The sequence below is a fragment of the Tsuneonella troitsensis genome (assembly GCF_001441535.1).
GTDB lineage: Bacteria > Pseudomonadota > Alphaproteobacteria > Sphingomonadales > Sphingomonadaceae > Tsuneonella > Tsuneonella troitsensis.
The window spans coordinates 428,024-451,430 of the sequence record NZ_LMAU01000001.1; the positions used below are offsets into that span (position 1 = coordinate 428,024).

General features: G+C 65.6%; 24 protein-coding genes and 1 tRNA gene. 7 read left to right on the forward strand and 18 right to left on the reverse strand.

Annotated elements, in window-relative coordinates:
- Nucleotides 1–25: 25 nt before the first annotated feature.
- From AR323_RS02170 to AR323_RS14610, 4 genes are all read right to left on the reverse strand, one after another.
- On the reverse strand, nucleotides 26–2,020 hold the full coding sequence (locus tag AR323_RS02170) for a sulfatase-like hydrolase/transferase (RefSeq protein ID WP_057882290.1): 1,995 nt from the start codon (nucleotides 2,018–2,020) through the stop codon (nucleotides 26–28).
- Nucleotides 2,021–2,079: 59 nt separating this feature from the next.
- Nucleotides 2,080–2,862 (reverse strand): inositol monophosphatase family protein, encoded by a 783-nt coding sequence (locus AR323_RS02175; protein WP_057882291.1) that lies wholly within the window; start codon nucleotides 2,860–2,862, stop codon nucleotides 2,080–2,082.
- Nucleotides 2,863–2,866: 4 nt separating this feature from the next.
- On the reverse strand, nucleotides 2,867–3,802 hold the full coding sequence (locus AR323_RS02180; RefSeq protein ID WP_057882292.1) for a ribose-phosphate pyrophosphokinase: 936 nt from the start codon (nucleotides 3,800–3,802) through the stop codon (nucleotides 2,867–2,869).
- 511 nt (nucleotides 3,803–4,313) lie between these two features.
- Nucleotides 4,314–4,673 carry a hypothetical protein gene (locus tag AR323_RS14610; RefSeq protein ID WP_152980282.1) on the reverse strand — a complete coding sequence of 120 codons (360 nt, stop codon included), beginning with the start codon at nucleotides 4,671–4,673 and terminating at the stop codon, nucleotides 4,314–4,316.
- A 186-nt stretch (nucleotides 4,674–4,859) separates the two neighbouring features.
- Here AR323_RS14610 and AR323_RS02185 point away from each other — a divergent pair, with 186 nt between their 5' ends.
- On the forward strand, nucleotides 4,860–5,405 hold the full coding sequence (locus AR323_RS02185; RefSeq protein ID WP_057882293.1) for a hypothetical protein: 546 nt from the start codon (nucleotides 4,860–4,862) through the stop codon (nucleotides 5,403–5,405).
- Here AR323_RS02185 and glpX read toward each other — a convergent pair.
- Nucleotides 5,380–6,369 (reverse strand): class II fructose-bisphosphatase, encoded by a 990-nt coding sequence (gene glpX / locus AR323_RS02190; RefSeq protein WP_057882294.1) that lies wholly within the window; start codon nucleotides 6,367–6,369, stop codon nucleotides 5,380–5,382. The genes AR323_RS02185 and glpX overlap by 26 nt on opposite strands.
- 59 nt (nucleotides 6,370–6,428) lie before the next feature.
- Here glpX and AR323_RS02195 point away from each other — a divergent pair, with 59 nt between their 5' ends.
- On the forward strand, nucleotides 6,429–6,959 hold the full coding sequence (locus AR323_RS02195) for a hypothetical protein (protein WP_152980283.1): 531 nt from the start codon (nucleotides 6,429–6,431) through the stop codon (nucleotides 6,957–6,959).
- On the opposite strand, the gene AR323_RS02200 is transcribed toward AR323_RS02195, so the two are convergent.
- Both AR323_RS02200 and AR323_RS02205 read right to left on the reverse strand, forming a co-directional pair.
- Nucleotides 6,943–8,265, reverse strand: coding sequence for a homoserine dehydrogenase (locus AR323_RS02200; RefSeq protein WP_057882296.1), 1,323 nt, complete (start codon nucleotides 8,263–8,265; stop codon nucleotides 6,943–6,945). The genes AR323_RS02195 and AR323_RS02200 overlap by 17 nt on opposite strands.
- A gap of 70 nt (nucleotides 8,266–8,335) precedes the next feature.
- Nucleotides 8,336–9,202: a hypothetical protein gene (locus AR323_RS02205; RefSeq protein ID WP_164461536.1), complete on the reverse strand. Its 867-nt coding sequence runs from the start codon at nucleotides 9,200–9,202 to the stop codon at nucleotides 8,336–8,338.
- A 336-nt stretch (nucleotides 9,203–9,538) separates the two neighbouring features.
- Between AR323_RS02205 and AR323_RS02210 the strand changes: the two genes are divergently transcribed.
- From AR323_RS02210 to AR323_RS02225, 4 genes are all read left to right on the forward strand, one after another.
- On the forward strand, nucleotides 9,539–10,213 hold the full coding sequence (locus tag AR323_RS02210; RefSeq protein ID WP_057882298.1) for an energy transducer TonB: 675 nt from the start codon (nucleotides 9,539–9,541) through the stop codon (nucleotides 10,211–10,213).
- Nucleotides 10,214–10,262: 49 nt separating this feature from the next.
- Nucleotides 10,263–11,054, forward strand: a complete 792-nt coding sequence (locus tag AR323_RS02215) for a MotA/TolQ/ExbB proton channel family protein (protein ID WP_057882299.1) — start codon at nucleotides 10,263–10,265, stop codon at nucleotides 11,052–11,054.
- 80 nt (nucleotides 11,055–11,134) lie between these two features.
- On the forward strand, nucleotides 11,135–11,668 hold the full coding sequence (locus AR323_RS02220) for an ExbD/TolR family protein (RefSeq protein ID WP_200956662.1): 534 nt from the start codon (nucleotides 11,135–11,137) through the stop codon (nucleotides 11,666–11,668).
- Between the two features lie 60 nt (nucleotides 11,669–11,728).
- Complete coding sequence (locus AR323_RS02225) at nucleotides 11,729–12,169, forward strand: ExbD/TolR family protein (protein WP_057882300.1); 441 nt, start codon at nucleotides 11,729–11,731, stop codon at nucleotides 12,167–12,169.
- Nucleotides 12,170–12,247: 78 nt separating this feature from the next.
- Here AR323_RS02225 and AR323_RS02230 read toward each other — a convergent pair whose 3' ends face one another.
- The 6 genes from AR323_RS02230 to AR323_RS02255 all read right to left on the reverse strand — a co-directional run bounded on the left by AR323_RS02230 (nucleotide 12,248) and on the right by AR323_RS02255 (nucleotide 18,720).
- A complete protein-coding gene (locus tag AR323_RS02230; RefSeq protein WP_057882301.1) occupies nucleotides 12,248–14,725 on the reverse strand; it encodes a ligase-associated DNA damage response DEXH box helicase in 2,478 nt (825 codons plus the stop codon).
- 68 nt (nucleotides 14,726–14,793) lie between these two features.
- Nucleotides 14,794–15,432, reverse strand: a complete 639-nt coding sequence (locus AR323_RS02235; protein WP_057882302.1) for a DUF1989 domain-containing protein — start codon at nucleotides 15,430–15,432, stop codon at nucleotides 14,794–14,796.
- Nucleotides 15,387–16,076, reverse strand: coding sequence for a guanitoxin biosynthesis heme-dependent pre-guanitoxin N-hydroxylase GntA (gene gntA, locus AR323_RS02240; protein ID WP_057882303.1), 690 nt, complete (start codon nucleotides 16,074–16,076; stop codon nucleotides 15,387–15,389). Before gntA ends, AR323_RS02235 begins: the two co-directional genes overlap by 46 nt.
- Before the next feature lie 111 nt (nucleotides 16,077–16,187).
- The gene (pgmG, locus tag AR323_RS02245) at nucleotides 16,188–17,591 is read right to left on the reverse strand and encodes a phosphoglucomutase/phosphomannomutase PgmG (protein ID WP_057882580.1); all 1,404 of its coding nucleotides are present in this window, start codon (nucleotides 17,589–17,591) and stop codon (nucleotides 16,188–16,190) included.
- 11 nt (nucleotides 17,592–17,602) lie between these two features.
- Nucleotides 17,603–17,890 carry a J domain-containing protein gene (locus AR323_RS02250; RefSeq protein ID WP_057882304.1) on the reverse strand — a complete coding sequence of 96 codons (288 nt, stop codon included), beginning with the start codon at nucleotides 17,888–17,890 and terminating at the stop codon, nucleotides 17,603–17,605.
- Nucleotides 17,891–17,913: 23 nt separating this feature from the next.
- Nucleotides 17,914–18,720, reverse strand: a complete 807-nt coding sequence (locus tag AR323_RS02255) for a division plane positioning ATPase MipZ (protein ID WP_057882305.1) — start codon at nucleotides 18,718–18,720, stop codon at nucleotides 17,914–17,916.
- Between the two features lie 70 nt (nucleotides 18,721–18,790).
- Between AR323_RS02255 and panC the strand changes: the two genes are divergently transcribed.
- Nucleotides 18,791–19,654, forward strand: a complete 864-nt coding sequence (gene panC / locus AR323_RS02260) for a pantoate--beta-alanine ligase (protein ID WP_057882306.1) — start codon at nucleotides 18,791–18,793, stop codon at nucleotides 19,652–19,654.
- Nucleotides 19,655–19,699: 45 nt separating this feature from the next.
- On the opposite strand, the gene AR323_RS02265 is transcribed toward panC, so the two are convergent.
- The 5 genes from AR323_RS02265 to petA form a co-directional block, all read right to left on the reverse strand.
- Nucleotides 19,700–19,773 (reverse strand) — tRNA-Gly (locus AR323_RS02265).
- A 40-nt stretch (nucleotides 19,774–19,813) separates the two neighbouring features.
- Complete coding sequence (locus tag AR323_RS02270; protein ID WP_057882307.1) at nucleotides 19,814–20,344, reverse strand: adenine phosphoribosyltransferase; 531 nt, start codon at nucleotides 20,342–20,344, stop codon at nucleotides 19,814–19,816.
- A gap of 28 nt (nucleotides 20,345–20,372) precedes the next feature.
- Entirely contained in the window at nucleotides 20,373–21,251 is an 879-nt protein-coding gene (locus AR323_RS02275) for a cytochrome c1 (RefSeq protein WP_057882308.1), read from the reverse strand.
- A gap of 28 nt (nucleotides 21,252–21,279) precedes the next feature.
- The gene (locus tag AR323_RS02280; RefSeq protein WP_057882309.1) at nucleotides 21,280–22,599 is read right to left on the reverse strand and encodes a cytochrome b; all 1,320 of its coding nucleotides are present in this window, start codon (nucleotides 22,597–22,599) and stop codon (nucleotides 21,280–21,282) included.
- A gap of 17 nt (nucleotides 22,600–22,616) precedes the next feature.
- Nucleotides 22,617–23,189, reverse strand: coding sequence for a ubiquinol-cytochrome c reductase iron-sulfur subunit (petA, locus tag AR323_RS02285; protein WP_057882310.1), 573 nt, complete (start codon nucleotides 23,187–23,189; stop codon nucleotides 22,617–22,619).
- Nucleotides 23,190–23,407: the final 218 nt, after the last annotated feature.

The window sequence follows — 23,407 nt, forward strand, 5'->3', positions numbered from 1 at the left end:
GGGCCCCCCGGGAGGTGCCCGACGGTCAGTGCCCGCCGCGTTGTCGTTCTCGCCAGCGTTCCGATCCCCAGCGCGCGACCACCGCGTCGGCGCGGCTGCGGTCCCGCCCGGTGAGCGAGGCGTAGGTCGTGCAGCGACCGCTCTCGCGGAAGCACACATCGCCGGTGTCGAGGCGCAGGCTGGTCAATTGTCCGTCCGGTCCCGCCAGGCCGATCGCGGTCGGCCGATCGATGGGCCCGATGTGCATGAACGGCGCCGCGGTCACCGGCGCGGGCGGCGCGCCGTGTATCGCCGCGTTCAGGATCGCGCGATAGTCCGACAGCGCCACCGGGCCCGACGGCAGCAGGCCGGGCCTGCTTGCCACCAGCAGCGTGGCGAACTGCTCGGCGTTGATCACGTGCCCGTGGCCGAGGAACCCGCCCTCGAACAGCTCTTCTCCGTGATCACCGGTGACGATCAGGATCGTGTCGTCCCACACCCCCTTGGCCTTGAGCCGCGCGACCAGTTCGCCCAGCCAGCGGTCGGCGTGGGCGACCGCATTCCAGTACGTCTCGCGCACCTTGTCGGCATTGGCGGCGGAGATCGCGCCGCGCGGCAAGGGCTCGGCGGTCAGCCGGCGTTCGACCTCGGCGTGGTCGTAGGGAAAATGCGCCGACTGGAAATTGAAATAGGCCATGTACGGCCGCGCGCGCCAGTCTTCCCGCCACAGCGTTCGGTCGAAAGCGGCGAGGAGGTGGCTCTCGTCGACCAGCAGGCTGCCCTGCGCCGCGAAATCGAACGCGCGCTTCTCTCGCAGCGTCTCGGCATCGACGTGCACGTCGGCGCTCGCCCGCATCCCGACGGTCTCGGAGATATCGCCGAAATCTTCCGGCTGGCCGGAGAACACGCCGATGCGGTAGCCGCTCGCCTTGAGGTCGGTGAATAGCGACGGATCGCCCTTGCGCGGGGCCAGCGCGCCCGAGAACAGCGATTTCAGGCTTTCGGTGGTGAAACCGACGTGGCTGAATGCCGGGCGCGCCACGCTGCCCGCTGCTGCGAGCGCCTCGAGATTGGGGGCGACCGGCTGTCCGTTTATCCGCTTGCCCAGCACGTCGCTGCGGGTCGTCTCCATGACCACGACGATCACGTGCGGACGCTTGCCTGCGAACACTTGGGCTCCCGGCGCCGACGCCAGCGGCACGAGCCGCAGGTCGCCGCCGTAACCGTCCTCGTCGATGCCGTTGCCGGGAATGTCGAGCGCGAGCGGGTGGCGCGCCGGATCGAACGGGGCGGTGTCCGGCTGGGCGACGAACAGGCCGTAGCCGTCGCGGTCGAAATCGCTCGCGAAATCCAGCCCCGACACCAACGTGCCCCAAGCAAGCGTCCGGTCGAGCGCGAATGCGGCATCGCTGCCGGTACGGGGAATGGCGAAGGCGAGCGCCAGGAACAACGCTGCCGCAACCGCTGTCGCTTTCCCGCTCGGTGCAGCCGGTCGCGGCAGGTCGGCGGGCAGGACGGCGGTCAGCAGGCGCGCGGCAAGCCAGGCGGCGCACGCGGACCCGCCCAGCACCAGAAGCGCCACGCCGATCTCGCTCATCCCGAACAGGATCGCATCGACGAGGCTGCCACCGCCAAGCTGCTTGAGCAGGGCAAACCCCACCGCGTCGCTGAAATAGGCCGCCAGCCGGTATTGCGCGGCCAGTATCCCGGCGAACAGCGCGCCATTGAGGATCGCGAAGACGAACACCGGCGCCCAGCCGGGTCGTCCGCGCGTCAGCTTATGTGCCAGCCACCAGCCCGCCAGGCCCAGCAGCGCCATCGCCGCACCGTAACCACCCGCGAACAGCGCGCGCTCGGTCAGGGTATCGACCGTCCGGCTCACCCCGAAGCCGCCGGTGAACAGGCCGAACTTGCGGTCCGCCAGCCCCAGCTCGACGATCGCCGTTGCCACGACCACCGCGAACGGGACGAGCGCGAGCAGCCGCGCCCACCCCAGTCGGGGCGCGCCGATGTCGGGCGTTGGCAGGGCGCTCGTTGCCATGCGCCCGCCATTACCCGAGCCGGTTTAGGATATGGCTAACGCGCGGAAATCGCGCGCGATCAGTGCGCGCAGGCGAGCGCCTCGACCACGTCCTCGAGCCGCGCGGGATCGCCCAGCGCGATCACGTGCCCCTCGCTGCCCGCGTGCAGCGGTTCGCCGTTCCAGTCCGCCATGGTCCCGCCCGCGCCCTCGACCACCGGCACCAGCGCCGCGAAATCGTGGAGCTTCAGGCCGCTTTCGCAGACGAGGTCCACCTGACCGCTCGCCAAGAGGCCGTAGTTGTAGCAGTCGCCGCCCCAGATCATGCGCCTATGCGCGGTCTTCGCGGCCAGGGCCATGAAGTGCTCCGCCGCATGGTCGTCGAAATATTGCGGCCCGGTGGACGCGAGGACGGCGTCGGTCAGCTCGCGGCAGGGCCGGGTGCGCACCGCGCGGCCGTTGAACGTGGTCGCCTGGCCCATCGCGCCGACCCAGCGCTCGCCGGCGATCGGCTGGTCGATCACGCCCAGCACCGGAAACCCGTCGTGCAGCAGCGCGATCAGCGTGCCGAATATCGGCCGGCCGCACGCGAAGCTGACGGTGCCGTCGATCGGATCGAGCACCCAGGTGCGCGCGGCGCCTTCGCGCTCGCTGCCGAATTCCTCGCCGATGATCCCGTCGCGCGATGCCTCGGCGGTGAGGATGCGCCGCATCGCCTCCTCGGCGGCGCGATCGGCCAGGGTGACGGGAGAGGCATCGTCTTTGGCTTCGATCCCGATCTCGCCGCGAAAGAACGGGCGGATCGCCGCGCCGGCCGCTTCGGCGAGGCGATTGGCGAGGGCGATGTCGTCGGTAAGGCTCACGCGATCAGTCGAACAGGCTCGACACGCTGCTTTCGTCCGCGATCCGGCGGACCGCTTCGCCGATCAGCGGGGCGATCGAGAGATAGCGGATGCGGGTCGAATCGGTGGCGGCATCGGTCGCCAGGATCGAGTCGGTGATGACCAGTTCCTCGAGCGCGGACTGGTCCACCCGCGCCACCGCGCCGCCCGACAGCACGCCGTGGGTGATGTAGGCGGTCACCGAGCTGGCGCCGCCGTCGAGCAACGCCTGCGCGGCGTTGCAGAGCGTGCCGCCCGAATCGACGATGTCGTCGATCAGGATGCAGTGGCGATCCTTGACCTCGCCGATGATGTTCATGACTTCGGACGAGCCTGGCTTGTCGCGGCGCTTGTCGACGATCGCCAGCGGCACGTTGTCGAGCCGCTTGGCGAGCGCACGGGCGCGTACCACGCCGCCGACGTCGGGCGAGACCACCATCAGCTCGCGCGTGCCGTAACGGGCCTGGATGTCCGCCGCCATGACGGGGGCGGCAAACAGGTTGTCGGTCGGAATGTCGAAAAAGCCCTGGATTTGCCCCGCGTGCAGGTCGACCGCTAGCACCCGGTCGGCGCCCGCCTGGGTGATGAGGTTGGCGACGAGCTTCGCGGAGATCGGCGTGCGCGGGCCGGGTTTGCGGTCCTGCCGGGCATAGCCGAAATAGGGGATCACGGCGGTGATCCGCTTGGCCGACGCGCGCTTCAGCGCGTCGATGCAGATCAGCAGTTCCATCAGGTTGTCGTTCGCCGGAAAGCCGGTCGACTGGACCACGAACATGTCCTGCCCGCGCACATTCTCGTGAATCTCGACGAAGATCTCCTCGTCGGCAAAGCGGCGGACGCTGGCATCGACCAGCGGCATCTCGAGATAACCGGCGATCGCACGGGCGAGCGGCAGGTTCGCATTGCCGGACATGATCTTCATCGGGGCAGGGGTCCTCTGTCGGCGGAATCGGCTGCGCGCGGCTTAGACGAGGGTCCTGCGATTGCAATGGGGCGGTGCGTTGGGGGGCCCACGCTTCGACAGGCTCAGGACGAGCGGGGTGAGTTTGGAGAAGCCTAATTTCGCTCTCGATCACGCCAAACCTGTCGATACATGGTCGCACGCACCCACCCTATTTTTGGCCCAGTTTGGGAGTGCGCCGGTCGCCAAAGCGGACCGGTAGCTAACGACCCCATTGCGGACGTCGGCGCACAGGGTAGGAAGACACTACAGGGCAGGAAGACACTGATGCGCGGGCTAAACAGTTATCCTAAGTGGGTGCCTCTACTAATCGGCGTGGCGTGTCTTGTCGCTGGGGTTCTGGCTAACGCCTCCGGTTACACGGCTGTTGGCGTCGGCCTGCTAGTCTTCGGGGTCGGCATGGTCATCCCTCGGCGCGGCGATCGGCTAACGAATGGGAAGAACGACAGCGAACCACCCTCATTGGGGACATTCAGCGTTCGACTTCTTCGAAGCTGATCCTGATGCCCGAAACCTCGCTGTCCTTTTCGAAAATGCGCGACTTCGCAGCGTAGCGGATCAGCAAGTGGTCCGGTGCCATCCATTTGATTTCAGCCCATGGACCACCCCAATCACCTGCTGCTGCGGCTCCGTGGTCATCATCCGCTAGGAAGGCATTGCCGCTGACGGATGGCTGTTCAACATCAGTAACAACCGAGATCTGTGTTGAGAAGCCGGTAGTAGCGCCACAGTCCCGCTGGAGCATGATGGCGCTGTGCAGCCCGCCGGGAGCATCAACACGGCTGATCGGGTTGTTCGTGCAGGTGTCGGAGCAGCCACCGAGCGTGATCATTACAGCCACCAAGATGCTTTTTCGTAACACCAAGTCAGGGTAACTTACGCGGGTATATCGTCAACGTCCGCTTCCCACCCACATTGCGGATAATAGCCGCAGCATACCCGATCCGGCCCCGCCGACACCGCCAAAACCGCCAAAGCCGCTTTCCTACACGCCGTCACCCGTGCCCTAAGCTCTGCGATGAGCGAGCCCCACACCCACCGCCTCCGCCTCCGCCGCCGTCCCGGCTGGTTCCGCCCTGTCCCCTTGCGTGGTCGGCACGACGGGTGGAGCGAAGTGCGGCAGTGCGTGTTCCTGGCGCAGCTTTACGTCACCGGATCGGTGACAGCGGCGGCGAAGGCGGTGGGGATGAGCCGGGCGAGCGCTTACCGCCTGCGCGAGCGGCCGGGTGCGAAAAGCTTCGCCTTCGCGTGGGACCGGGTGCTGTCGCTCCCCGGCTGCGGCCATCCCGGCGCCGCGCGCGAGGATACTCGGAAGGTGACAATGGAGACACTGTTCGCGCGGCTGGAAAGCGAGCTGGCAAAGCCCGTCGTCTATCGCGGCGCGATGGCGGAATCGCACGAAAGCCCGAGAGTTCCGCGCTTTTCCGACTGTTGCGGTACACCGAGCGCTGGCCCGATCCGCCTGAAGATTCCGCGTTCTGGCGGGCGAACGCCGTTTGCGAAAGAGACCCCCGATCACCGTGACAGGGTGGGCGAAATCAGTTGGTGCGATGCTCGCCCTTGATCCACCTGACGGTGCCGCTCGAGGCGCGCATCACCACGCTTTCGGTGGTCATCTTGCCGCCGCGCAGGCGCTTCACGCCGTCGAGCAGACTGCCGCTGGTGACGCCGGTGGCGGCGAAGATGCAGTCGCCCTTGGCCAGTTCCTCCAGCTTGTAGATGCGGCCGAAGTCCTTGTCGGGGATGCCCCACTTGCGGGCGCGGGCCTTCTCGTCGTCGTTGCGGAAGACGAGGCGGCCGTTGAACTGCCCGCCGACGCAGCGCAGCGCGGCAGCCGCCAGCACGCCCTCGGGCGCGCCGCCGGTGCCCATGTACATGTCGATCGTGGTGTCGGGGTCGGTCACAGCGATCACGCCAGCCACGTCGCCGTCGCCGATCAGTACCACGCCGCAGCCGAGCGCGCGGAGCTCCGCGATCAGCGCCGCATGGCGCGGACGGTCGAGCACGCAGACGATGATGTCGCCCGGCTCCACGCCCTTCGCGGCGGCGACCGCCCGCACGTTCTCGGTCGCCGATTTCGCCAGGTCGATCACGCCTTCGGGATAGCCGGGCCCGACGGCCAGCTTGTCCATGTAGGTATCGGGCGCGTTGAGCAGGCAGCCTTCTTCGGCAGCGGCGAGCACCGCGAGCGAGTTGGGTCCGGCCTTGGCAGTGATCGTGGTCCCCTCGAGCGGGTCCAGCGCGATGTCGATCTTGGGTCCCTTGCCGATCGCCCCGCCAACCTTTTCGCCGATGTAGAGCATCGGGGCCTCGTCGCGCTCCCCTTCGCCGATCACCACGGTACCGTCGATCTCGAGCGTGTCGAACGCCTTGCGCATCGCTTCGACTGCGGCGGCGTCGGCGGCCTTTTCGTCGCCCCGCCCGACCAGCTTCGACGCGGCGATCGCGGCTGCCTCGGTCACGCGGACGAGTTCGAGGACGAGGACGCGATCGAGCACGCTGGAACGCTTGGGACTTGTTGTGTTCATGTGTAATTCACGCTCCGGACGGCTGTTTGCCGGGCGCGCTTAGCCGAGGGAGAGACCGATTGTCGAGACGAGCGGTCGCCGCGCTGGGCGCACTGTTGTGCGGCGCTCCGCTTGCCGCGCAGGATGCACCGCCTCCGTCCACCGCCTCGGCCCCAGCCCCGGTGACCGCCGAGCAGGCGCTCGAAACCGCGCGCGAGGTGTACGGGCCGCCCGATCCGCGCAAGCGTGCCGAATGCCCGCCCCAGCGTCCCGGCGGAGAGATCGTGGTCTGCGGCCAGCTCGAGGACCCCGAGCAGTTCCGCGTCCAGTCGAGCGGCGACCTCGATCCCGAAGGCGCCGGCGCGCGCAGTGGCGGGCCGCGGCCGCCGGACGTGGGAACGGTCTATCCCGGTGTGGTGGTCGCGACCGGCTGCTTCATCCCGCCGTGTCCGCCGCCGATGCCGGTGCTGATCGACCTCAAGGCGATACCCGAAGCGCCGCCGGGGTCCGACGCCGACCGGATCGCACGAGGATTGGCGCCGAGGGGCCGCGACGATGCGCCGGTCGAGCCTGCCGACCTGCCGCCGCCGCCTGCTACGCCGCAAGAATAGGCATAACCAGTGGGGGCGCGGTCAGGCTCGGCGATCCGTCGAGCAGGCGCAGGGCCTCGGTAACGCATCGTTCGGGCCCTTCGTGAGTGACCATGGCGACCAGGACCTCGCCCACCTCGTTCGCCTCGCCCTGCTGGATCAGGCTTTCGATCGAGACTTCGGCGTCGCGCATCGCCGCGGTGATCTCGGCGAGCACGCCGGGCCGGTCCGCGACGGTGAAGCGGATATAGGTGTGTCCGCTCCGGTCACCGCTGTCCGCCGCCTGCATCGGCGCCAGCGCGGCGACGGGGATGGAGAACGCGCAGCCCGCATCGCCTCCGGGCGAAAGCCGCGCGATGTCGATGAGGTCGGCGACGACGGCGCTGGCGGTCGGCCCGTCGCCCGCTCCAGGCCCCTGGAACAGCAGGCGGCCCGAAAAATTGCCTTCCGCGACGACTGCGTTGGTCGGCCCGTCGACGTGGGCCAGCGGGTGCTGCTGCGGCACGAGGCAGGGCCGCACGCGCTGGAGCAGGCGCTGCGCGCCGCTGGCGTCGGTCTCCACGTCGGCCTCGCCGATCAGCCGGATGACGAAGCCCAGGTCCCGCGCCCGCGAGATGTCCGCCGCCCGCACCCGGGCGATTCCCTCGCAAGACACGGTGTCGAGATCGAGCCGCGCGCCGAACGCGATCGCGGCGAGGATCGCGAGCTTGTGCCCGGCGTCGATCCCCTCGATGTCGAGCGTGGGATCGGCCTCGGCAAAGCCCATGGCCTGCGCTTCGGCCAGCACGTCGGCGAAATCGCGCCCGGTATCCTCCATTGTCGAGAGGATGAAGTTGCAGGTGCCGTTGAGGATGCCCTGCACGCGGTCGATCACGTTGGCCGCGGCGCCTTCGCGCAGTCCTTTTATCACGGGGATACCGCCCGCCACCGCCGCCTCGAATTTCAGCGGCACACCAGCTGCCTCCGCCGCTTCGGCCAGTTCCAGGCCGTGGCGCGCGATCATGGCCTTGTTGGCGGTGACCAGGCCCTTGCCGCTGGCGATGGTGTTGCGCGCAAGGGTAAGTGCGGGTCCGTCGGCGCCGCCGACCAGTTCGACCACCGCGTCGACATCGCCGCGCGCGGCCATGGCCGTCATGTCGTCGCACCAGTCGAAGGCGGACAGGTCGATTCCGCGGTCCCGCGAACGGTCCCGCGCGCTGATTGCCACGACCTGGATGTCCCGGCCCGCGCGCGCGCGGACCGTTGCCGCATTTTCCGCCAGCAGGCGAACGACGCCCGCGCCCACCGTGCCCACACCTGCCAGCGCGATCCGCAGCGGTTCGGCCATTTGCGAAAATTCCCTGTTTGCCTCGCCGCGGTCCTAACGGCTGCGGTGCGCGGCGGCCAACAAAGAGAAACTATTGCAGCGGAAGAGGCGCTCCCCCCAGGGTACGCTCGCAGGGTCCGAGTTGCTCCATCACGAAACGATAGTCCTGAGCGGCTCGCCCGCGCGAGGGCGTGTCCTGTGACAGGTTGGCCGCGGCGGGCAGTTCGCTTGGCAGGAAGCAGGCAAGGCGATACCAGCCGAGCGTCTCGGGTGCGGGAGGGCGGGCCGCCTGATCGACGATCTCGCCGTAGGACACGCCCCAGACCGGTTCCATCCCTGGCCGCCGGACGACGGTGATCGAAACCGGATCGCCGCTGCGCGTGTCGAGGAAGATCTGGGTTTCCGATTCGCCGCTCAAAGTGCCGGCAACCGACAGCGCATCGCGCACCCCGGTAATGGCGGGGGCAGCGTCGGGAGCGACGAATTCAGCGAGAATCGGCTTTGCACGCGCATCTACCGCAGGATTCCAAGCAAGCTGCGCGTGGGGGCCGACCAGCTGCAGTTCGCCGGTCCGCCCCGGCACGGGGCGCGCGAACAGAAGGACTTCGGTCTTCTTGAGCTTGGGAACCTTGCCCCGGGCATCGAGAGGCACGTCGACCAGATATTTCAGCGATTGCCCAACCGGCGAAGAGCCGCTGAGCAGGGCGACCGTCTCCGCCTCTACATATACGCGTGCATGACCGGCGGAAACGCTGGTGGCCCTTTCGGGCGGAACGGTGATGGCTTCCTTGATCCGCGCGTGCACGACCAGATCGGCGGCGTCCGCCAGATCGGCTATGTCAGCGTATGCCGGCGGCGGGGCCGTCGGGGCGGGCTGTGCCGACGCGGGTGTGCAGATTGCTGCGGCGACGGCCATCAGTCCCGTCAGGGAGCGGGACCGGAAACGGGATTTGCTCATGGCCGGGCGACCTAGGCTAACGAGCGATGATTGGAAACCGTAGCGCATGACCGCCGTTGAGCGCAGAAGGAGTGAATTGCCGCTTAACCGGAAAAGGGTTTGCACCTCGGTTTCTTCGCGGTTAAGCGTCCGGCGATCCGGGGAGAAGAATAAAGATCCTCCGGACGCGGCCCCCGGCCGGGTCATTGGATTACCGGCGGGCCATTCGGTTGCCGTGTATTGCGGTGGACCGACAGGGTGGACAGCAGGAATTGCGTCGGGGCGCGGCGTGAGTACGCGCCTCTGATGTGTATTGCCGGGCCAGGCCCGGCATGAACGATGGAGTGATGCGACTGAATGGCTTACGCTGACCAACAGATGAGCGGTAATCGCATTGTTGCGATCATCATCGTTGCGCTTGTTCACGTCGTCGTCGGTTATGCTCTCGTGACCGGCCTCGCCTATTCGGCGATCAAGAAGGCGGTCGAGCGCGTGACGACGGTGGATATCGAGGAACCGCCACCGCCAGAGGAGGAGCCGCCGCCACCTGAGGAGATGCCGGACGTCGCTCCGCCGCCCCCGGTCGCGCCGCCCCCGCCGATCAACATCGCGCCGGCACCGCCGCCGATCCAGACCCAGCCGACGATTCCACCGCCTGCGCCCCCGGCGCTGCGTGTGCCGCCGCCGGCTCCGGTTGCCGCTCCGCCGCCTCCCGCTCCCCCGCCGCCGCGGGTGCAGCCGAAGTCGGCGTCTCCGCGCGGAAATCCGGCCAGCTGGGCGAACGACAACGACTATCCCAGCCGTGCCATGCGCGAAGAGCGTGAGGGAACCGTTCGTTTCACGGTCCAGATCGGTGCAGACGGTCGTGTCACCAGCTGTAATGTTACCGGTTCCAGCGGTCACTCCGACCTCGACAGCACGACGTGCTCACTGATCCAGCGGCGTGCACGGTTCAACCCGGCCACCGACGGAAATGGGCAGGCAGTAGCCGGTTCCTGGTCGAGTTCGGTGCGCTGGCAAATTCCGGAATGATCACGCAACATCTTCGTTTCATTCGTATTTTCTGAGAGGACTTTCACCCATGTACATCGAACTCCTTGCGGCCGCATCGGAAGCCGCGCCCAAGAACCAGTTCGGCTTCTGGGAAGCCATGAACCAGGGCGGTGTTATCGCCTGGTCGATCTTTACCGTGCTCGTCATCATGTCGGTGGGATCGTTCTACATCCTCATCACCAAGTGGCTCGAGCAGCAGAAGATCTTCAATCAGTACAAGGCTGTTCGCGGCAACTTCTGGCGCGCACCGACCCTGCGCGAAGGCGCGGGCAAGCTCGACAAGAACAGCGCCTGGCGCCAGCTGGTCGACGATGGCCTCGCCGCCGAGGAACAGCACGGCAAGATGACCGACAGCCTGGAGGCTCACGACTGGCTTCACGGCTCGCTCGCGCGCTCGGAAGCGTCGATCAACGCCAAGCTCGCCGGTGGCCTTCCGTTCCTCGCCAGCGTCGGCGCGACGGCTCCGTTCGTCGGTCTTCTCGGTACGGTTATCGGTATCTACCGCGCGCTGATCAACATCGGTCTTGCCGGTTCGGCCTCGATCGACAAGGTCGCCGGCCCGGTCGGTGAAGCACTGATCATGACTGCGATCGGTCTGCTCGTGGCGGTTCCCGCGGTGCTCGCCTACAACTGGCTGCAGAGCCGCAACAAGCGGATCGGCGAGCTTCTTTCGGGCTTCTCGACCGACATCCTCGCCAACATCAACTCGAAGGGTTCGGTGAAGCCTGCGGTGATGACGGCCACTTCGACGCAGCAGGCTGCCAAGGCAGCGGCAACGGCTCCGGCCAAGCCCGTTACCCCGGCTGCGCCGCGTCCCTGAGCGGATTTTCGGAGGGGCGACGAAGGTCGCCTCTCCGATACCCCCTGCTCACGATTGAATTGAAATAGGACAGGAAGCCCATGGCGATTTCTACCGGAGGCGGCGGCGGCGAGACGCCGATGTCGGACATCAATACCACGCCGCTGGTCGACGTGATGCTGGTGCTTCTGATCATCTTCCTCATCGCGATTCCGGTCGCGATCCAGACGATCGAGAAGCTCAAGCTGCCGGTGATGCCGTCCAGCGAATCGAAGGACAAGGTCGAGAACCTGCTGCTCACGGTCAGCACGACCGACGCTGCCGGTCTCAGCGCAGGTGATCCCGGTTTTGCCGGAGCTTCGCGCAACGGCGAATGCCGGGTGTATTTCAACAACACCACTCCGGTCGACTCGAGGGAGCTCTACGACCAGGCTTTCGAGCGGCTCGATTCCATCGTGCAGGCGGCCGGTGGCCCTGAAGCGCTGATGGAAAATCCGGAAAGCATCCCGCAGGTTCACATCCGCGGCGACGTGGAAGCGCCCTGGCGCTGTGTTGCGGGCACCATCTACAACGTCCAGGCTGCCGGTTATCCGACGGTCGGCTTCATTTCGAACCCGGTCGATCCGAACGGCTGACAAGCCGAACGTATCACCGCTGCGTTTCGACGCGACAGAAGAACTTAGGAGTAACCCACCATGGCAATGTCAGGCGGCAAGGACGATGGCTCGCCGATGATGGAGATGAACACGACGCCGTTGATCGACGTCATGCTCGTGCTCCTGATCATGTTCATCATCACGATCCCGGTCGCGACCCACTCGGTCGACATCGACCTTCCGGTGCCGAACAACACTCCGCCGCCACCGGACATGATCGACCCGATCAAGAACAAGATCGTGCTGACGCCGGAGAACGTGATCCTGTGGAACGGCACGCCGATCAACGACGGCGAACTGGTACGCAACCTCGAGGCGACTAAGGCTATCACACCGGAACCCGAGTTGCAGTTCGAACCCGATCAGCAGGCTTCGTATGACCTGTCGATCCGCGTCCTCAACGTCATCAAGGGATCCGGCGTGAGCAAATTCGGCTTCGTGGGCAACGAAAAGTATCGCGAATTCGGCAAGGCCGGCTGACGCCTCTCGAAATCGAATGAAACGAGCAAGGGGCGGAGCGATCCGCCCCTTTTTCGTGTCCTCACTAACGGGATTGGATTAATTGCGCGCGGCGCCGCTGAGCGGATCGACCCGCATCGCCGCTGCGGCCAGCGTCTCCGCTTCGAGCACCAATTCGTCGTCGATGGCCCCTTGGGGCATCGCCTCGCGCCCGATCAGTGTCATCACCGGAACGGCCAGCGGACTCACGCGGTCGAGTTCGACATGGACCACCTCATCCGCGGCCCGGTCCAGCAGGTCGCCCAACCGGCCGACGTCGGTCATCCGGGTGCGCGCATCGGCCCATGCGGCTTCCAAAAGGACGTGGTCGGGTTCGTATTTCCGCAGGACATCGTAGATCAGGTCGGTGGAGAAGGTGACCTGCTTGCCTGTTTTTCGCTTGCCCGGGTGCTGTCGCTCCACCAGCCCACCGATCACGGCCACTTCGCGGAACGCGCGCCGCAGCAGGTGCGAGTTCTGCACCCAGTCGACGAATTCGTCCTGCAGAATATCGGGCGATAGTAGTGGCACCGGGTCCGCGACCGGCTTCATGCCCCATACCGCCAGACAGTAATCGTTGGCATTGAAGCCCAGCGGCATCAGGCCGCGGTCCTCCATCCGCTTGGTGATTAGCATTCCCAGCGACTGGTTCGCGTTCCACCCGATGAAGGTGTAATAGACCGTGTAGTGCTTGCGCGCGTGCGGGAAGCTTTCGACCAGCAAGGTATCGGGCCCCGGCATCTGTGAACGCCAGTCCTGCACCTCCAGCCATTCCCGCACATCGTCGGGAAACCGCGCCCAGCTGGTGCGATCGACCAGCATTTCGCGCACCCGAGTCGCCAGGTGCGTCGTAAGCGGAAGCCGCTGACCGCCGTAGCTGGGGATCATCGCCGCCTTACTAGATGCGCGGACGGTCAGCTCCATGTCGCGGATCCGCTCGACCTCGAGATTGATGCCGGCGAACTGGAATGTATCGCCGGGGCTCAGGCTTGCGGCGAACCTTTCCTCGACCTTGCCCAGCGACCGGCCGTTCTTGAAGCGGACGTCCAGCATTTCGCTGTCGACGATGATACCGGCGTTGAGCCGATGGCGTGCGGCATGTTCGGGGTGGGTGAGGCGCCACACGCCATCGCGGTCCTTCACGATGCGCCGGAACTTGTCGTAGGCCTTCAGCGCGTATCCACCGGTCGCAACGAACGTCAGCACGCGCTCCCAGGTCGGTGGATCGACCCAAGCATAGGCGAGGCTAGATCGGACTTCGGCGAGCAACGCGCCTTCGTCGAACGGGCCGGCGCACGCGCAGGCCATCACGTGTTGAGCCAGCACGTCGAGCCCGCCGGGCCGGAAGTCCTCGCCGTCCCTCTGGCCCTCGTCGACAGCATCCTTGGCAGCGGTCGCTTCGAGGAACTCGAACCGGTTTCCGGGCACGAGGATCGCACGACTGGGGCAATCGAGTCGGTGGTTTGCCCGGCCGATGCGTTGCAACAGACGGCTCGATCCCTTGGGCGCACCCATCTGCACGACAAGATCGATATCGCCCCAGTCGATGCCGAGGTCGAGGCTGGCAGTTGCCACCAGAGCCCGCAACTCGCCCCGCGCCATTGCTCCTTCGACTTTACGCCGCGCCTCCTTCGACAGCGATCCGTGATGAACCCCGATCGGCAGCGTTTCTTCGTTCACGTTCCAAAGGTTCTGGAAGACGTATTCGGCTAGGAAGCGCGTGTTGGTGAAGATCAGCGTGGTGCGGTTCCGTTTGATCTCTTCGTAGAGCTGCGGGATCGCCCAAGTCGCCGCATGACCGCCCCATGGCACCCGCTCTTCGTCCGGCAGCAGGATCTCCACTTCGGCCGGTGCGCCCGGCTCGCCCTCGATGAGCGATACCGTGTCGATATCGCCGAACGGCGCCAGCCATTCGCGAAAGCCTTCGGGATTGGCGAGCGTGGCCGACAAGGCGGCGCGTTCCATTTCGGGCGCAATCGCCTGCAAGCGGCTCAAGGCCAGGGCCAATAGGTCGCCGCGCTTGCCGGTGGCGAAGGCGTGCACTTCATCGATCACCACCCGCTTCAGTCCGGCAAACAGCGTGAAACTGTCGGGATAGCTCAGCAGGAGCGACAGCGATTCGGGCGTCGTAAGCAGGACGTGCGGAGGCTTCGTTCGCTGGCGCTTCTTGCGATCTGACGGCGTATCGCCGCTCCGGGTCTCGATCCGGATGGGCAAACCCATCTCTTGGACCGGAGTAACGAGGTTCCGCTGTACGTCATGCGCCAGCGCCTTGAGCGGGCTGACGTAGAGCGTATGCAGGCCTTCAGGCGGCACCGCATTATCCAGTCGCGAAGGGCAGAACGCCTCTAGGGTGGGCAGGAATCCTGCCAGCGTCTTGCCCGCGCCCGTATCCGCGACCAGCAGCGTGTGCTGCCCGCGATCGCTGGCGGAAAGCATCTCGGCCTGATGGCGACGAACACGCCAGCCCCGGCCTGCAAACCAGCCTTCGATCTCGGCCGGGACCGCTGATAGGGAGGGAGGCTGAGGAACGCTCATCTCAGGTGCAAAGCACGCCCATCCGGAAAGCTCCATAGGGTGCGCTGCTTTAGACCTCGCGACAGCGCCTAATCGTTGGGCTGATTGCCCTCGATCTCGAAATGGATGGGTTTGAAGCTGCCTCCGTTCGAAGCATAGGCGGAACACGCCGTAAGGCCGACGACAAGGTCCATCGCCGCCCGCAGCCGGATATAGGAACCTGCCGTGCTGATCGGCGGATCCACACGTATGCTGCCGTCCGGTGCCACCGGAACGTTCATGAACACGTTGAACGCGCACGGGATCGCGTCGGGCTCGATACCAAAGGGAAGCAGTGCATCGGCCAGGTTTCCGAAGCATCCGCGATGGACCGGGTGCTCAGGGTAGAAATGACGGAACGTCGCTTCGCTGCACGGTGTGAGGAGGAAGTCATGGCAGCCCACCGTATCCTCCACGATCTCCAGCATCACCCGGGATCGGTTGGACCAGAGCCGATGGCCGGTCGTGATCCGCAGCGTCTCCTCATAATCGAAAGTGCGCCCGTTGGAGATCGCCTCGCGCACGTCGTCTGCGGCGAAAGCGACCAGATCGCTGACCTGTTGGCCAATCGGATCTATCACGCGCAGGGTGTCCCCTGCCGCCATCCTGAAAGCGGTGCCGCTTCTTGGCGGTATTTCCAACGTCACGCGGCTTCTTCCAGCCGCTTGTCGCGGAACGGACACTGCCATCCCTTTTCGATCACGCGCCCGCTGTACTGGCGCGCTTCGCTCGCATCGCCGTGACGCGAAAGCATCGGGTTGATCGAGCCGGCCAGTTCGACGTCGCGTTCGAGAATGCGCTCACGCATCCGTTCGTATTTTCCTTCCTCGCGCAGCGTTTCGAACTGGGCGTGGAGGTTGAATACCAGGGTGGGGCGGGGAAAGCGGCGAGCCGGGCGAGAGGCGCTGGGGTGCAGGCCCACGACGAAGAAGGCCTCGCCCCCGAAGCTCAATGAGAAATGCGGATCGTCGGGGTCCGCGCTAACCCGGTGATCGTAAGGCTGGCCGAGCCAGTGATCCTTGTCCGCGAACGACTGAATGCGCTCCCACATCAGGCGCTCGAAAGTCCGCTCGTCGAGGTCGTCGGGCCCCGAAAAGACCACGGCAAGGCTGCGGAGCCCTTTGGGATCCTCACGATAGCCGCGCGCCCATTCCATCAACTCACGATGGATCCGAACGTCGTCCCAGCCGCTCGAGAGGCTGTGGCAGACGAGGGTCTTGAGTGTCCCGCGCGCGAGAGCCGACTTGGCGCCCACGCAGGGAAACTCCGGCGCAACGATGCGCTCACGCAATTCTTCTTCGCCCGCGGTGCGGGTGTGTTCGTCCACGAACATCGTGTTCAGTCTCCTGTGAACAATGGAGACTCGCAACCCGACCGGTAGGTTCCAAACCCGACCAGTTGTTAAGTTGCACGCGGTCCGTTGCCGCGGACAGGTCCGCCGGGCTCAATGGCCGGCCTGTGGCTTCCGCTCGAGGCCGGATGCGGCAAGCTGCTTGTCTATCTGCGCCAAGAGCCGGGCCAGTCCGGCCTCGGTCTTGCTTTCGGCACGGGCGACCAACACGTCCTGCGTGTTGGATGCACGCAGCAGCCACCAGCCGTCGGGGGTCGAGACACGCACGCCGTCGGTCCCGTCAACCTCCAGCGGCGATTCGGCCAATCGCGCCTTGATCTCGTCGATCGCGGCGAACTTGCGTGTCTCATCCACTTGGAAGCGCAGCTCGGGCGTGTTGATCATTGCGGGCATTTCGCTGCGTAGCCGGGTGACCGACTTGCCCAGCCGCACCGACGCGGCGATCAGTCGAACGGCGGCATAGAGCGCATCGTCGAAGCCGTAATACGTGTCGGCAAAGAACACGTGGCCGCTCATCTCGCCGGCGAGCGGCGCGCCAATCTCCTTCATTTTGGACTTAATCAGGCTGTGCCCGGTCTTCCACATCATCGGTCTGCCACCGAGTTCGGCGACGCGTTCGAATAGCGCCCCGCTGGCCTTCACATCGGCGATGACCGGCGCGCCGGGCATTCTTGCGAGCAAGTCCTCGGCGAAGATCATGAGCAGCTGATCTCCCCAGATGACCCGGCCTTCACCGTCGATCGCGCCGATCCGGTCGCCATCGCCATCGAAAGCCACTCCGAAGTCGAGCTTCCTTGCCGCGACAAGTCGCTGCAGATCAACGAGATTTTCGGGAACGGTAGGATCAGGATGATGATTGGGAAACGACCCATCGATTTCGGTATAGAGAAGGTGATGCTCCCCTGGGAGCCGGGCGGCCAGCGCCTCGAGCGCGGGGCCGGCAGCACCGTTGCCCGCATCCCAACCGATACGAAGACCGCCCAGCACATCCCGGTCCAGCCCGTCCAGAGGTTCGAGCAGCCGCTCGACGTACTCCTCGAAAATCGCGCGCGTGGAGACTTCGCCCAGCCCGTCGAGCCAGTCTCCGGTCGCGGCACGTCGGCCAAGTTCGGCTATGTCCTGACCGAAGAACGGGCGGCCGCGAAATACCATCTTGAAGCCGTTGTAATTGGCGGGATTGTGGCTGCCAGTTATCTGAATGCCGCCATCTACATCGTCGGCTGAAGCCTCGGCGTAGTACAGCATCGGCGTGGGCCCGATTCCGATCCGCACGACGTCGCAACCACTGCCGGTAAGGCCTTCGATCAGCGCGTGTTCGAGCATCGGGCTGCTGATCCGCCCGTCGTAACCGACCGCCACGGTCTTGCCGCCGGCCTCGCGAAGCATGCTGGCAAACCCCCGACCGATCGCGCGCGCATCGTCTGCGCCGAGTGTCTCTCCGATGATGCCACGAATGTCGTATTCACGCAGCGTCGTAGGATGAAAATGATGGTTCACGAAAATAGCCTTCAATCGGTTTGATCGAGGTCCGACAGCAGTAGATCGCGGGCGGCGTTCGCCTCGTGCACCTTGGCGTCGCTGCCGCCCCGGTCAGGGTGGACCGCGGCGATCCGCTGGCGATGGGCCTTGATCACGTCCTCGCGCGAATAGCTGTCCGGCAGTCCGAGCAGCTTTCGCGCTTCGAACGTGGCCAGGCCGCGGGTCGGTTTTGCCGTCAGGTAATCCCAGGGCCAGCGACCGAATGCGACGCGCCAACCGAATGCGACAAGCGCGACGATGAGCAGTATCTTGACCATGGGCGCGTGGGCTAGCGCCTAAGTCAGGCGAGCGCCAGTTCGGCCTCGCGATGCGCCGCGGCCGGTAGGTTGAGCGCGGCGACAAGGCTGCGCAGCTCCTGCCGGGCTACCAGGTGACTGGTGCCGAGCTCGCCCAGGTGACCCTTGTCGAGCAGCGTCAATCCGCTGGGAAAAAGCTCGCGGTAGATCACGCGCTCGGACAGGCCGCTGGCAACGCGGAAACCGACGCGCTTCGACAGTTCGCGCAACGCTTGCTCGATGCGCGCCATGTTGCGTGCCTCGACGTGGCCGGTGCGATTGCGCACCACGATCCAGTCCATTTCGCGCCGACCCTGTTCGAGCTGGGTACGGCTGCGCTTGATCCGCGCTTCCCAGATGAGTTCGGCGTAGAACGACAGCTTACGCACCTTGAAGGTCTCGGCATCGACCTGCCCGATAAGGTCGAAATCGACGAAGCTGTCGTTGAGCGGCGTGACCAGCGTATCGGCTTCCGTCGCCGAGTGCCGCGCAAGGGGATCGTCGCGACCCGGGGTATCGAACACCACGAAGTCGCACCCCTCGCCGATGGTCGCGGTCAACGCTTCGAGCTCCTCGGTCGATCCGCCTTCGAATACCTCGAACTGCGCGGTCGGCAAATCGATGCCGCGACGGGCAGCTGTCTCCGCGCGGTTCTCGAGGTAACGGAACAGCGTACGTTGACGATGATCGAGGTCGATCGCCGCCACCTTTGCACCGCGATAGGCGAGCGCGACCGCGACGTGCACCGCGGTGGTCGACTTGCCGGTTCCGCCCTTCTCGTTGGCGAAGACGATACGGTGAGGTCTGGTCACGCGTGCAATCCCGTTTGGCCCCGTCTAGGGCGTTGGTCCTGGGCCGAGAATAGCGGAGGGATCGCACGCCGTGCAAACCGCCACCACACTGGAAGTGTTGAGAAGCGCCGTGGACCTGCTGCGGGGCAAGGGCAAGCGCCTGGCGCTGGTCCCGACCATGGGCGCGCTGCACGAGGGGCATCTGACGCTCGTGCGAGAGGCGCGAAAGCACGCCGATGCGGTCGCGGTCTCGATCTTCGTGAACCCCAAGCAGTTCGGTCCGAACGAGGATCTGGATGCCTATCCGCGTCGGATGGCGGCCGATGCCGCACTGCTCGAGGGTGAGGGGGTCGAGTTGCTCTGGGCGCCCGATGTCGGCGCGATGTACCCGGCGGGCTTTGCGACCAATGTGTCGGTCGGCGGAGTCAGCGACGGACTGTGCGGGGCGGCGCGGCCGGGACATTTCGACGGGGTCGCGACGGTGGTGTGCAAGCTCTTCAACCAGGTCCGGCCCGACGTCGCGCTGTTCGGGGAAAAGGACTGGCAGCAGCTCGCCGTGATCCGGCGAATGGCCCGCGATCTCGATCTCGTGTTGCCGCACGTCGCTGCGATCATAGGCGTGCCGACCGTTCGCGAAGCCGATGGACTCGCCCTGTCCAGCCGAAACCAGTATCTTTCGCCCGAAGCGCGCGCGCAGGCGGCGGCCCTGCCAAAGGCGATGCGCCAAGGCATCGAGGCTCTGCTGTCCGGGAGCGCCGTGGCGCCGACGCTGGCCGCGATCGAGGCGCATCTGCTGCAGGCCGGGTTCGAGAGTATCGACTACGTGACCCTGGCCGATGCCGAGAGCCTGATGCCGATCGAGGCAACCGAGCCGCGGCCTGCGCGCCTTCTCGTGGCGGCACGGATCGGCGGCACGCGGCTGATCGACAACATGGCGGTCGAGCCAGCCGAGTAGCAGGGGTGGTCGGGAAATTCGGGGAGCTCGAGTCCCGCGGCGGCTTGGAGCGGGTAAGGGGAATCGAACCCCTCTAGCTAGCTTGGAAGGCTAGTGCATTACCACTATGCTATACCCGCTCGTTCCGGAGGCGCGCTTGCCATGCCCGGGGCGTCGGCGTCAATGCCCCGGAAAGCTCATCAGCGCATCGACTGAAAGTCCGGTCGCTCTCAGACGGTCCGCGCCGCCCAGATCGGGCAGGTCGATCACGAACAGCGCATCCTCGACGATGGCCCCGGCCATGCGCAGCAATTCGGTCGCGGCCAGGGCGGTGCCGCCGGTCGCGACCAGATCGTCGACGATCGCGATGCGTTGTCCCGGACGTATCGCGCCCGGATCGATTTCGAGTCGATCCGTGCCGTATTCCAGTTGGTAATCTACCCCGATCGTCGGCACCGGCAGTTTGCCCGGCTTGCGGACGGGAATGAACCCGACGCCCAGTTCGATCGCGGCCGCCGCGCCGAAGATGAAACCGCGGGCTTCCATCCCGGCGATCGCTTCAACTCCGCGGGCTCGTTCGGCGAGGTGGCCCACAGCGGCGCGAAGTCCGTCGCCGTGCGAGATCAGCGTGGTGATGTCGCGAAAAAGAACGCCCGGTGCCGGGAAGTCCGGCACCGAGCGTACGAGTGCTTTCAGATCGTCAGGGCTCACGCCCTCCGGGTCCCGTCGATGGGTCCGATCAGGCCTTCTTCTTCTTCGGCTTGATCGCCGCCCAGACCTGGTTTTTCGCCATCCATGCAAGGATCGTGGCGAACAGCAGGAAGCCCATGACCGGCCAGCCGACCTGAGTCCGCTTCACCTTCTTGGGTTCCGCCGTCCAGGTCAGGAACGCGGCGATATCCTTGGACATCTGGTCGACCGTCGGGGCCGGCTGGCCCTCGGCGTAAGTCACCTGGCCATCGACCATCAGCGGCGCTGCCATCGCGATGTTGAGGTTCGCGAAATACGGATTGAAGTGCGTGTTCGGCGGGGTCGCGAACTCCGGGAACACCTGCTTCACAGTCTTGCCGTCCACCGTGAAGGTGTTGACGTCGCGATATCCGGTAAGGAGCGAATAGACGTAGTTCGAACCGTCCTTGCGCGCCTTGGCCATCAGCGAAAGGTCTGGCGGGATGGCATTGTTGTTCGCCGCCGCAGCCGCCACCGCATTGGGATAGGGCGAGGGGAAGTAGTCGGTCGGCAGGCCGGGACGCGTGTTCGCCTCGCCGGTGGTGGGGTCGATGCCCGGCACCTGGAAGCCGGCGGCGATCGCCTTCACTTCCGCTTCGCTGTAGCCCAGCGCCGCGAGATCGCGGAAGGCCACGAACTTAAGGCCGTGGCAGGCGGCGCACACTTCCTTGTAGACCTGCATGCCGCGCTGGAGCTGCGCCAGGTCCCACTTGCCGAACGCACCATCGGACGCGAGGCCCGCATCGCGCGGCTTCAGGTGGAACTCGTACTCCGCGGTCTTTTCCTTGAGCTGACCGTCGGAAATGACGGTGGCTAGGCCGGTGCCGAAGCCCCACACCGCCATCAAGGCGAAGAACAGGCCGGTGAGGATTCCGATGAGACGGATCATTGTCGTGTCGCTTTCCCTAAACCGGTGGTCACACGCCGACCGGCTGTGCGTTCTCGCCCAGCACCGCAGCCTTGTCCTCGCCAAGCACAGCCTCGGTGATCGAGTACGGCAGCGGCTCGGGCTTCTCGATCATCGAGATGATCGGCAGCACCACGAGGAAATGGAGGAAGTAGTATGCGGTCGCGATCTGGCTCAGCATCACGAACGGTTCCTCCGCCGGCGCACCGCCACAGTAGAACAGGACGAGCATCGCCGGGATCAGGCCGAACCAGAAGAACTTGCGGAACAGCGGGCGATAGTGGCCGCTGCGCACCGGACCCTTGTCGAGCCAAGGCAGGAAGAACCACAGCAGGATCGCCGCGAACATCGCCAGCACGCCCAGCAGCTTGGCCTCGATGATCACGATGGCCGTGAACGGGATGTGCAGGTCCACCGTGAAGGCGCGCAGGATCGCGTAGAACGGCCAGAAGTACCATTCGGGCACGATATGCGCCGGGGTCGAGAGCGGATTCGCTTCGATGTAGTTGTCCGGGTGACCGAGCAGGTTCGGGCCGAAGAACAGCAGCGCGCAGTAGATCAGCAGGAAGATGCCCAGTCCGTAGCCGTCCTTCGCCGTGTAGTACGGATGGAACGGGATCGTGTCGCTTTCCTGCTTCACCTCGACGCCGGTCGGGTTCGAGGAACCCGTGAGGTGCAGCGCCCAGATGTGCAGGATGACGGCGCCCGCGATCACGAACGGCAGCAGGTAGTGCAGGCTGAAGAAGCGGTTGAGCGCCGCGTTGTCGGGTGCGTAACCGCCCAGCAGCCAGACCTGGATCGGCTCGCCGACCAGGGGAATGGCGCCGAACAGGCCGGTGATGACCTTGGCACCCCAGAAGCTCATCTGCCCCCAGGGAAGGACGTAGCCCATGAAGCCGGTTGCCATCATCAGCAGGAAGATGACCACGCCCAGCAGCCAGACCATCTCGCGAGGGGCCTTGTAGCTGGAATAGAAGAACCCGCGGAAAATGTGGAGATAGATCACCGCGAAGAACATGCTCGCGCCGTTGGCGTGCGCGTAGCGCAGCATCCAGCCCCAGTTGACATCGCGCATGATGTGTTCGGTCGAAGCGAATGCCACCTGTGCGTTCGAGGCGTAATGCATCGCCAGCACGACGCCCGTGACGATCTGAAGCACGAGGCAGAACCCGGCGAGGACGCCGAAATTCCACATGTAGTTCAGGTTGCGCGGCACCGGATAGCCGCCACCGATCGCGTTGTAGACAAGACGCGGCAGCGGCAGCTTCTCGTCCATGAAACGCGTGAAGGCGTTGGTGGGTTGATACTGTTGGGCCCAGGGGAAGCTCATGGTTGCTCTCTCTCGCCTCAGCCGACCCTGACGACGGTGTCGCTGATGAATTCGTACTCCGGCACCTCGAGGTTCGTCGGGGCCGGGCCTTTGCGGATGCGCGCCGCGGTGTCGTAGTGCGATCCGTGGCAGGGGCAGAAGTACCCGCCGAACTCGCCCTTGACCTCGCCCTCGGCGGCGCCGAGCGGGACGCAGCCCAGGTGGGTGCAAACGCCCATCGTGATCAGGACGTCGCGGTGACCTTCCTTGGTCCGATCGTCGAGCGTCTGCTGATCGCGAAGCGAGCCGACCGGTACGGCATTCGCTGCATCGATCTCCGCCGGGGTCAGGCGGCGCACGAACAGCGGCTGCTTGCGGAAGATCGCCTTGATCGCCTGGCCGGGCTGGATCGCCGACACATCGACCTCGGTGCTGCTCTCGGCGAGCACGTCGGCCGAGGGAGCCATCTGGCTGATCAGCGGGAACAGGACCGAAATCCCGCCGACGCCTGCGGCGGCGACGGCTGCAATATTGATGAAATCGCGCCGCCGAACCCCGTCGTCGTCGACCGTAACGGTCCCCGGGATCGCGTCGCCAGTCGTATCAGCCATCAGCCGTACCTTGCCTTCGCTTGCTTGCGCCGACCCGGATGGGAAGGACGCCGAATTCGAGCCTACCGGCAGTTGCGAGAAGAAGCGACGGCCCCTGTTTCGCGGTTCGCCGAAGGACGCCCGAAGGGCGCTCTACGGTGCCGGTTTGCGGCGCGCATAGACGGCAAATGCCATGTTGCCAACCGCCATTGTGGCGCTTTTCGGACGCGTCTTCAGGA

Coding starts and splice junctions, on each gene's coding strand:
- AR323_RS02180 (WP_057882292.1), bottom strand. CDS start 3,802: ATGAAGATCATGTCCGGCAATGCGAACCTGCCGCTCGCCCGTGCGATC.
- AR323_RS02225 (WP_057882300.1), top strand. CDS start 11,729: ATGGCAATGTCAGGCGGCAAGGACGATGGCTCGCCGATGATGGAGATG.
- AR323_RS02215 (WP_057882299.1), top strand. CDS start 10,263: ATGTACATCGAACTCCTTGCGGCCGCATCGGAAGCCGCGCCCAAGAAC.
- gntA (WP_057882303.1), bottom strand. CDS start 16,076: ATGTTCGTGGACGAACACACCCGCACCGCGGGCGAAGAAGAATTGCGT.
- AR323_RS02205 (WP_164461536.1), bottom strand. CDS start 9,202: ATGAGCAAATCCCGTTTCCGGTCCCGCTCCCTGACGGGACTGATGGCC.
- AR323_RS14610 (WP_152980282.1), bottom strand. CDS start 4,673: ATGATCACGCTCGGTGGCTGCTCCGACACCTGCACGAACAACCCGATC.
- glpX (WP_057882294.1), bottom strand. CDS start 6,369: ATGAACACAACAAGTCCCAAGCGTTCCAGCGTGCTCGATCGCGTCCTC.
- AR323_RS02220 (WP_200956662.1), top strand. CDS start 11,135: ATGGCGATTTCTACCGGAGGCGGCGGCGGCGAGACGCCGATGTCGGAC.
- petA (WP_057882310.1), bottom strand. CDS start 23,189: ATGGCTGATACGACTGGCGACGCGATCCCGGGGACCGTTACGGTCGAC.
- AR323_RS02210 (WP_057882298.1), top strand. CDS start 9,539: ATGGCTTACGCTGACCAACAGATGAGCGGTAATCGCATTGTTGCGATC.
- AR323_RS02280 (WP_057882309.1), bottom strand. CDS start 22,599: ATGAGCTTCCCCTGGGCCCAACAGTATCAACCCACCAACGCCTTCACG.
- AR323_RS02170 (WP_057882290.1), bottom strand. CDS start 2,020: ATGGCAACGAGCGCCCTGCCAACGCCCGACATCGGCGCGCCCCGACTG.
- AR323_RS02235 (WP_057882302.1), bottom strand. CDS start 15,432: ATGGCAGTGTCCGTTCCGCGACAAGCGGCTGGAAGAAGCCGCGTGACG.
- AR323_RS02200 (WP_057882296.1), bottom strand. CDS start 8,265: ATGGCCGAACCGCTGCGGATCGCGCTGGCAGGTGTGGGCACGGTGGGC.
- AR323_RS02230 (WP_057882301.1), bottom strand. CDS start 14,725: ATGAGCGTTCCTCAGCCTCCCTCCCTATCAGCGGTCCCGGCCGAGATC.
- AR323_RS02185 (WP_057882293.1), top strand. CDS start 4,860: ATGAGCGAGCCCCACACCCACCGCCTCCGCCTCCGCCGCCGTCCCGGC.
- AR323_RS02275 (WP_057882308.1), bottom strand. CDS start 21,251: ATGATCCGTCTCATCGGAATCCTCACCGGCCTGTTCTTCGCCTTGATG.
- AR323_RS02250 (WP_057882304.1), bottom strand. CDS start 17,890: ATGGTCAAGATACTGCTCATCGTCGCGCTTGTCGCATTCGGTTGGCGC.